General features: G+C 70.9%; 5 protein-coding genes. All 5 read right to left on the bottom strand.

Features of this window, described 5'->3' with window-relative positions:
- Positions 1 to 133: 133 nt before the first annotated feature.
- Positions 134 to 3,739, bottom strand: coding sequence for a DUF4082 domain-containing protein (locus tag ACIBK3_RS15610; RefSeq protein WP_399365809.1), 3,606 nt, complete (start codon positions 3,737 to 3,739; stop codon positions 134 to 136).
- 72 nt (positions 3,740 to 3,811) lie between these two features.
- Positions 3,812 to 4,930, bottom strand: coding sequence for a DegT/DnrJ/EryC1/StrS family aminotransferase (locus ACIBK3_RS15605; RefSeq protein ID WP_399365807.1), 1,119 nt, complete (start codon positions 4,928 to 4,930; stop codon positions 3,812 to 3,814).
- Positions 4,927 to 5,616 (bottom strand): acetyltransferase, encoded by a 690-nt coding sequence (locus tag ACIBK3_RS15600; RefSeq protein ID WP_399365805.1) that lies wholly within the window; start codon positions 5,614 to 5,616, stop codon positions 4,927 to 4,929. The genes ACIBK3_RS15605 and ACIBK3_RS15600 overlap by 4 nt, the downstream gene beginning before the upstream one ends.
- Positions 5,613 to 6,752 (bottom strand): DegT/DnrJ/EryC1/StrS family aminotransferase, encoded by a 1,140-nt coding sequence (locus ACIBK3_RS15595; RefSeq protein ID WP_399365803.1) that lies wholly within the window; start codon positions 6,750 to 6,752, stop codon positions 5,613 to 5,615. Before ACIBK3_RS15595 ends, ACIBK3_RS15600 begins: the two co-directional genes overlap by 4 nt.
- Positions 6,749 to 7,741, bottom strand: a complete 993-nt coding sequence (locus ACIBK3_RS15590) for an NAD-dependent epimerase/dehydratase family protein (RefSeq protein WP_399365801.1) — start codon at positions 7,739 to 7,741, stop codon at positions 6,749 to 6,751. The genes ACIBK3_RS15595 and ACIBK3_RS15590 overlap by 4 nt, the downstream gene beginning before the upstream one ends.
- Between the last annotated feature and the right edge of the window lie 16 nt (positions 7,742 to 7,757).

Here is a 7,757-nt window from a genome sequence, read left to right as displayed (position 1 = left end):
CGCCGCCCCGGCGCCCCTCCTGCACCCCACACACAAACACCCCCCCCCCCCCCCACCCCCCCCCCCCCCGCCCGGCCGCCCCCCCCCCCCCCCCCCCCCCCCCCCCCCCCCCCCCCCGGTGGGTTCTGGTCGGTCAGTTCTTCTTCTTGCGGACGGTCTTGCTGGTCAGGGTCCAGCTCTGGGACTTCACCGTGTCGTGGTGCTTGTCCCGAGCCGTGACGGTGACCTTGAACCGTGTGCCGTCCGGCAGCGGGGCGGACAGGTGGACGGACACCTTGTGGGTGGCCCGGTCGTAGGAGGTGACGGCGGTGACGTGGAGCTTCCTGGCGGCGGCCGCCTTGGCGCCCGGCAGGATGGTCACGGTCGCCTTGACGGACGACAGCTTGGTGGTGGCGGGCAGCGTCATGACGAGGGCGTTGCTCGCGTCGGCGGTGTGCGTCACCGAGGACGGGGACACCTCGGAGGCGGTGGCCGTCTTCAGGGACGCGCTCGGGTTGTCGGCGGTGAAGACGGGGCCGACCCAGTAGTTGGCGGAACCGTAGGAGCCGTTCGGGAAGGCCACGTCGGTGCCGTACCGGTACAGCCCGTTGTGCTGCGCGCTGGTGTCGGCCGGGGCGGTCAGCGGATAGGACTGGTGGGCTGCCGCGAAGTAGCCGCCGTCCACCGCGTAGTTGCCGTTCGGCGCGTGGTAGGAGACGACGTACGCGGTGTCGGCGCTGATCGCCACCGGGGCGGCGAACGCCAGCGTCTGCCAGCCGGTGGCCGTCTCGCCGGTGAAGGTGCCGGAGGCGAGGAGCGTGCCGTCGGCGGACCAGAGGCTGCCGGTGTGGATGCCGGTGTTGGTGGCGCCCTTGTAGAAGGTGACGCCGGTGACCCAGCCGCTCGCCGAGGACTCGAACCGGGTGCCCAGTTCGAGGGAGTTGGCGTCGCCGGTGACCGCGGCGGTGGCCGGAACGGCGGCGGAGCTCCACAGCTTGCAGGGGCAGGTGACCGCGGGCGGGGTGGAACTGGTGTGGAAGGTCCACGTCACCGGGTCCGCCATGGCGTTGCCCCACAGGTCGGAGGCCTGGACGGACGCCGTGTACGTGGTGTCCAGCGCCAGTTCCGTCGACGGTGTGAAGGTTGCCTTGTTCGACGCCGGAAGCGTCCAGGTCCCTGGCACGGTGTTGCCGTCCGGGTCCTTCACGGTGAACGTCAGGCTGTCGGAGTCGACGGCCGAGCTGAAGACGGCCGACACCGTTGCGGTGATCGACACGCCGGTCGCCCCGGACGTCGGGGAGGTCGAGGTGACGGTGGGCGGGGTCGTGCTGGCCGTCGAGGTGTCCAGCACCGCGTCGACCCAGTAGTTGCTGCCGGAGGACGCCGAGGACGGGAAGCCGCTCGTCGAGCCGTAGTGGTAGACGCCGTTGCCGCCGTCGGTGCCGGACTGCAGCGCCGTGAGCGGGGCCAGGCCGGCGGCGCTGCCCGAGAAGTAGCCGCCGTCGTAGGAGTATCCGCCGTTGGGGGCGAAGTACGAGGCGACGTAGGTGGTGTTGGCCTTGACGGTCACCGGGGTGGCGAAGTTCAGCTGCTGCCAGCCGGAGGCCGTCTCGTTGCTGAAGGTGCCGGTGGCCAGGCGGGTGCCGGAGGCGCTCCACAGGCTTCCGGTGTGGGTTCCGGTGTTGGCGGGCGACTTGTAGAAGCGCACGCCGGTGATCGAACCGGCCACCGTGGTACGGATCTTGACGCCGAGCTCCAGCGAGCTGCCGTCGCCCCCGTTGACGGCGCCGGGAACGGCCGAGGCCGGCCAGATGGTGCAGGGACAGGCCTGGGGTCCGACGGTCACCGGGAGGGTGGTGACCGCTCCGATGTTGACGCTGTCGTCCACCGCGCGGACCTTGATGGACGCCGAGCCCGGGGTCGTCGGCGTCCAGCTGTAGCTCCAGGACGTCAGGCCGGTGGCGGCGTTCCAGGTCGTTCCGCCGTCCGTGGACACCTCCACACGGGCCACCACACCGCCGCCGGAGTCGGTGGCGGTGCCCTTGACGGTGACGGGCTTCAGCGCCGGGACGGTGGCCGCGGAGGCTGGGCTCGTCACCGTGACGGCCGGGCCGGTGGTGTCGGTGGAGGCCGTGGCGGCGGTGAGGTTGCTCTGCCGGGACAGCGGCTGGACGCCCATGTCGGCGAGGAGGTTCACGGTCGCCTGCTGCATGCGGGTGTCCTCGGTGACCACCGTGTCAGCGGGGTTGTAAGTCGGGATGTTGGTCAGACCCCACGACCACTGCACGGTCCCCGACCCGAACACCAGGGCACCGGAGTCCTGGTCGCGGAACTCGACGAGATTGTGCTTCGCGGTGCCGTTGCCGTACATGTTGCCCCAGTCGAGGCGGTACTTGCCGTCGGTGATGTCCACGGTCGTGGACGACACGTCGATCGCCCCGGTGGGTCTGGTGCTGTTCTCGAGGTCGCTGTCCCACTCGTAACCGAGTGTGCCGGCCGGGAAGGTGGCCGTCTGGCTCGACGTGAGGTTGGCGACGGAGGTGTTGCGCCACAGCCGGTTCTTGCCGTACGAGCCGGGCACCGTGATCGCGTCGCTGCGGGAGCCGTTCACCTGGAACATGGAGCCGGTGAGGATGTTCGGCGGCTGGTAGGTCTGGCCGTACGAGGTGCTCGTCGGGTCCATCCAGGTGCCGGTCCAGATCCCGCTCGGGTCGGCTATGCCGTTGTTCTGCGCCATCTTGGTCATCTTGTAGCAGACCAGGGTCCGGTTCGCCGTGCTGGTGCCGTCGTTGCTCGGGGCGAGCCGAGTCTTCCAGAAGACCTCGTTGCCGCTGAAGAAGGCCTGCTTGACACCGGCCTTCCTGGCCGCCAGGACGTTGGAGTACTGACTTTGCGTCCAGTACTCGTCATGGCCCGAGGACAGGTACACCTTGTGGTTCTTCAGCAGGGTGGCGCCGTTGGCCGACACGTCCACGCCGGACAGATAGCTGACGTCGTAGCCGTTGCGCTCCAGCCAGGACAGCATCATGAACTCGGAGCCGTAGATGCCGTTGTCGCCGCCGATGTCCAGCGGCCGGTTGTAGCTGACCTCGTAGGCGCGGCCGTCCGGGGCGGGCCCGGTGCCGCCGTAGAGGTCCTGGCCGCCGTAGTCGTTGTACGCCTGCCAGGTCTCGTCGCTGGTCTGCACGACGACGTCGGAGGTGCTGGAGTCCTTGCGGACGACGAACGGGAACGGCATCAGGCCGTCGCCGTCCGTCTGCGTCAGGTTCGCGATGTACAAGCCGGACACGGCGTCGCTGGGTACCGTCCAGTTCACGGTCACGGGCCAGTTGCCGCAGTCGACCAGGCCGGTGCTGCTCTTGGTGGTGCAGGCGGCCGGCTTGGTGGCGTAGTTGCCCGGGTAGGTCACCGCCGCCTGGGCCGGGGTCGAAATCTCGCGTGCGCCGTTGCCGCCGTACCAGCCCAGGCGGTAGATCTCGACGTGGTACGAGACCGGCGACTGGACCTTGAACTGGACGGTGTCACCGGCCTGGACGCTCTCCTTGGTGGAGAACCCCTTGATGTCGCCGTAGGCGTTGGGCGTGAACCAGTCGGACTTGGGGCTGCCCGGCTTGGAGTTCTCACACACGATGGCGTTCGAGCCCGATCCGCATGGATCAGATGCCGCCTGGGCGGCCGTGGCCTGCGGGAGCACCGCCCATATCAATGCTGCTGCGACGGCGAGGCGGGCGCCCCGGATCCGTCTGATCCATCTGTTCATGTGTACCTCTCAGCGGTGCTGTGCATAACCGACCCGTGAAGTCGGGGTGAGGAGGCCTGAAGTGGGGACCGATCAGCCTCGGAGCGCGTCGGCAAGCGCATCCACGACCCGATGCTGCTGGGCGTGGGTGATCTGTGGGTGGAGCGGGAGCGACAGGATCCGGTCCGCCGCCTTCTCCGCGTTCGGGAAGTCGCCGCGGGCGTGGCCGAGATGGCGGTAGGCCGGCGTGAGGTGGACCGGCGTGGGATAGTGCACGCCCGCGCCGATGCCCTCGGCGTTGAGCTTGCCCACGAGGTCGTCGCGGTCCACACCGGCGACCTGGACGACGTACAGGTGCCATACGTGGACATTGCCGGCGGCCGTCGTCGGGAGCACGACGCGCCCGGCGGCCGCCAGGTCGGCGAGCAGCGCGTCGTAACGGGCCGCGGCCGCCCGCCGGGCCGCGTTGCCGTCCGCCAGCCGCGCCAGTTTCGCCCGCAGGACGACGGCCTGCAGCCCGTCCAGACGGCTGTTGAACCCGGGCACGTCGTGGCGGTACTTGGCGACACCGCCGTGGTTCGCGATCGCGCGCACCAGGCCGGCCAGCTCCTCGTCGTCGGTCAGCACCGCGCCCGCGTCGCCGTAGGCGCCCAGGTTCTTCCCCGGGTAGAAGCTGGTGGCCGCGATTCCGCCGCTGCCCGGCGAGCGGCCGTCGCGGGTCGCGCCCTGGCACTGCGCGGCGTCCTCGACGACCCGAACGCGGTCGGGAAGCCCGCCGGCCAACGCCGTCACCTCGGCCATCTGCCCGTACAGGTGCACGGGCACCACCGCGCGGGTGGCCGGGCCGACCGCGTCCAGCGCGGACTGGGGGTCGAGCAGGTAGCTGTCGGGCAGGCAGTCCGCCAGGACCGGCCGCGCACCGGTCCTCGCCACCGCGCCCGCGGTGGCGATGAAGGTGTTGGCGGGTATCACGACCTCGTCGCCCGCCCCGACCCCGCCGGCGCGCAGGGCGAGTTCCAGGGCGTCGGTGCCGTTGGCGACACCCACGCAGTGCGCGACACCGCCGAAGTCCGCGTACTCGCGCTCGAACCGGCGGACCTCGTCGCCCCCGATGAACGCGGTGTCGGCCAGGACCCGTTCGAATCCGGCCCGTACTTCGTCGGCGACTTCGGCGTGAGCCGCCTTGAGGTCCACAAGCGGAATCTGGTTCATGTCAGCGGTCCCCCCACTGTTCGCGTCACAAGTTCGTCAAGCGCGGGCGCGTCCGCCGCACGCAGCCGTCGGGCCGGGCTGCCCGCCCAGACCTCGCCCGGCGGCACATCGCCGAGTACGGTGCTCCCCATCCCGATCAGCGACCAGGCGCCCACCGTCGTGCCCTCCCTGACCAGGGCCCCGGAGCCCACATAGGCACCCCGCTCAAGCCGTACGCCCCCGCCCAGGCGGGCTCCGGACGCGAGCGTGGCGCAGTCCTCGACCACGTCGTCATGGGTGAGGACGACCTGCGGCATCACCGCGACATGCGCGCCCAGCCGCACGGCGGCGGTCAGGACGCAGTGCGCGAGCAGGACCGAGCCGGGGCCGACCTGAGAGGTCGCCGACACCGCCGCCGTCGGGTGGATCACGGTGGCGTAGCGGTCCGCGGGCAGGCCCAGCCTGCGGACCAGCCGGGCGCGGGCCGCGTAGTCCCCGGGGTTGCCCACGCAGATCACCGCCCGGGCTTCCGGCAGGTCGTGTACCAGGTCGCAGCCACCGAGGACGGGCACGCCGTCCACCTCGGTGCCGTGCAGGGCGGCGTTGTCGTCGAGGTGTCCGAGCAACTCGACGTCGCCCGCGTCGCGTACGGCCTGCGCGGTCTCCCGGGCGAAGCCGCCCGCGCCGATGATCAGGAGCGCGCTCATCTTCGGGCCTGTTCGCGCAGTGCCGCCACGACGCGGTCCTGCTGGGCCTCGGTCATCGTGTGGAACAGCGGCAGGATCAGCGAGTCGCGGCTGAGTCGTTCGGTGACCGGCAGCGGCCCGCACGGGTGGCCCCGGTAGGCGGGTTCGAGGTGCGAGGCCATGATCCCGCGCCGGGCGGAGACGCCGGCCTCGGCGAGCGCGGCGAGCAGGTCGTCCCGGCCGAGGGGGAAGTCCTCGTCCAGAAGCACCCAGTAGGACTGGAAGTTGCTCTGCCCGTGCGCGGGGTCGCGTACGGGCGTGAGGCCGGCGACGTCGTGCAGCAGCTCGTCGTAACGGGCCGCCAGCTCGCGGCGGCGGACGATCATCGCGTCGAGCTTCTCCAGCTGGACCAGGCCGATCGCGGCCTGGACGTCCGTCATCCGGTAGTTGTAGCCGACCTCGAGGTAGCTCTCCAGGACCGGCTTGCTGCTCGCATGGCGCTCTGCCGCCGACGCGTTCATCCCGTGCTCGCGCAGCCGGCGCAGGCGTGCCGCCCACTGGGCGTCGTCGGTGGTGATCATGCCGCCCTCGCCCGTGGTGACGACCTTGCGGGGGTGGAAGGACCAGGCGGCGACCAGCGCGCCGTGTCCCACGGGCTTGCCCCCGACGGTCGAGCCGATGGCGCACGCCGCGTCCTCCACCAGTGGAAGGTCCCAGTCGGCGCAGGCCGCGCGCAGGGTGTGCACATCGGCCGGTACACCGCCCTGGTGGACGATGAGGACGGCCTTGGTACGGGCGGTCCGGGCCGCGTCCACGGTGGCCGTGGTCAGGTTGCCGGTGGCGGCCTCGACGTCGGCGAACACGGGCTCCGCCCCGACGTAACGCACGGCGTTGGCAGTGGCGATGAACGACAGCGACGGCACCACGACCTCGTCGCCGGGACCCACTCCGAGCGCGACCAGCGACAGGTGCAGGGCGGTGGTGCACGAGCTGACCGCGATGCCGTGCTCGGCGCCCACCCGCTCCGCGAAGGCCCGCTCGAAGGCGGCGACCCGGGGCCCCTGGGCCACCCACCCGGACAGCACCGCGTCGGAGGCCGCCTTGGCCTCCGCCTCGCCGAGCCAGGGGATCATCACGGGGATGCGGTCGGTGCTCACTTGGCTGCCTCCCCGGCGGCGGCGCGCTCCGCACGCCACCACTCCACGAGGTCCCGCAGCCCCGTACGCAGGTCGATCCGCGCGGTGAAGCCGAGCCGCTCGGCGGCCTGGGTGGTGTCCGCGAGCCGTCGGACCACCCCGTTCACCGCGCGGGCGGGTCCGTGCTCCGGCTCCAGGCCCGACGCGCCCATCGCCTCCAGCAGACCGTCGGCGAGTTCGCGCAGCGAGGTCTCCGTACCGCTGGCGACGTTGAACACCTCGTCGGTGAGATCCGACTCGGCCGCCAGCACATTCGCTCTGGCGATGTCCCTGACGTCGACGAAGTCCATGGTCTGTGTGCCGTCGCCGAGGATCAGCGGCGGCTCGCCCGCCTCGATGCGCTCCATCCAGCGGATGAGCACCTCGGTGTAGAGGCCGTGGATGTCCATCCGGGGGCCGTAGACGTTGAAGTAGCGCAGCGCCACGTAGTCCAGGCCGTACATGGCGTGGAAGCTGCGCAGCATGCCCTCGTTGAAGGCCTTCGCCGCGCCGTAGAAGGTGTCGTTGTTGTACGCGTGATGGCGCTCGGTCGTCGGGAAGGTCTCGGCCATCCCGTAGACGGATGCCGAGGACGAGGCGATCACCTTGCCCACCTGGGCCTCGGCCGCCGCCTCCAGGACGTTGAAGGTGCCGTCGACCATGACCTCGTTGGCCAGCCGGGGCTCCTGCGCGCACTGGGTGATGCGGATCGCGGCGAGGTGGAACACCAGGTCGGCGCCCTCGGTGACCTTGCGTACGGTGGCGGCGTCCCGGATGTCGCCCTCGACGACGTCCACGACACCGCTGGGCAGGGCGCGGGCGAGGTTGGCCATCCGGCCGCGCACGAAGTTGTCGAGCACCACGATCTCGCGGGCGCCGCCCTCGGCCAGGAGGTCGACCAGGTTGGAGCCGATGGTGCCGGCTCCTCCGGTGACCAGGATCTTCTTGCCTCGTACGCTGCTCAACTGCACGTCCCTCTCAGTGAAA

The organism is Streptomyces sp. NPDC050287, from assembly GCF_044459385.1.
Classification (GTDB): domain Bacteria; phylum Actinomycetota; class Actinomycetes; order Streptomycetales; family Streptomycetaceae; genus Streptomyces.
This window is presented reverse-complemented; position numbering and strand designations above follow the sequence as displayed.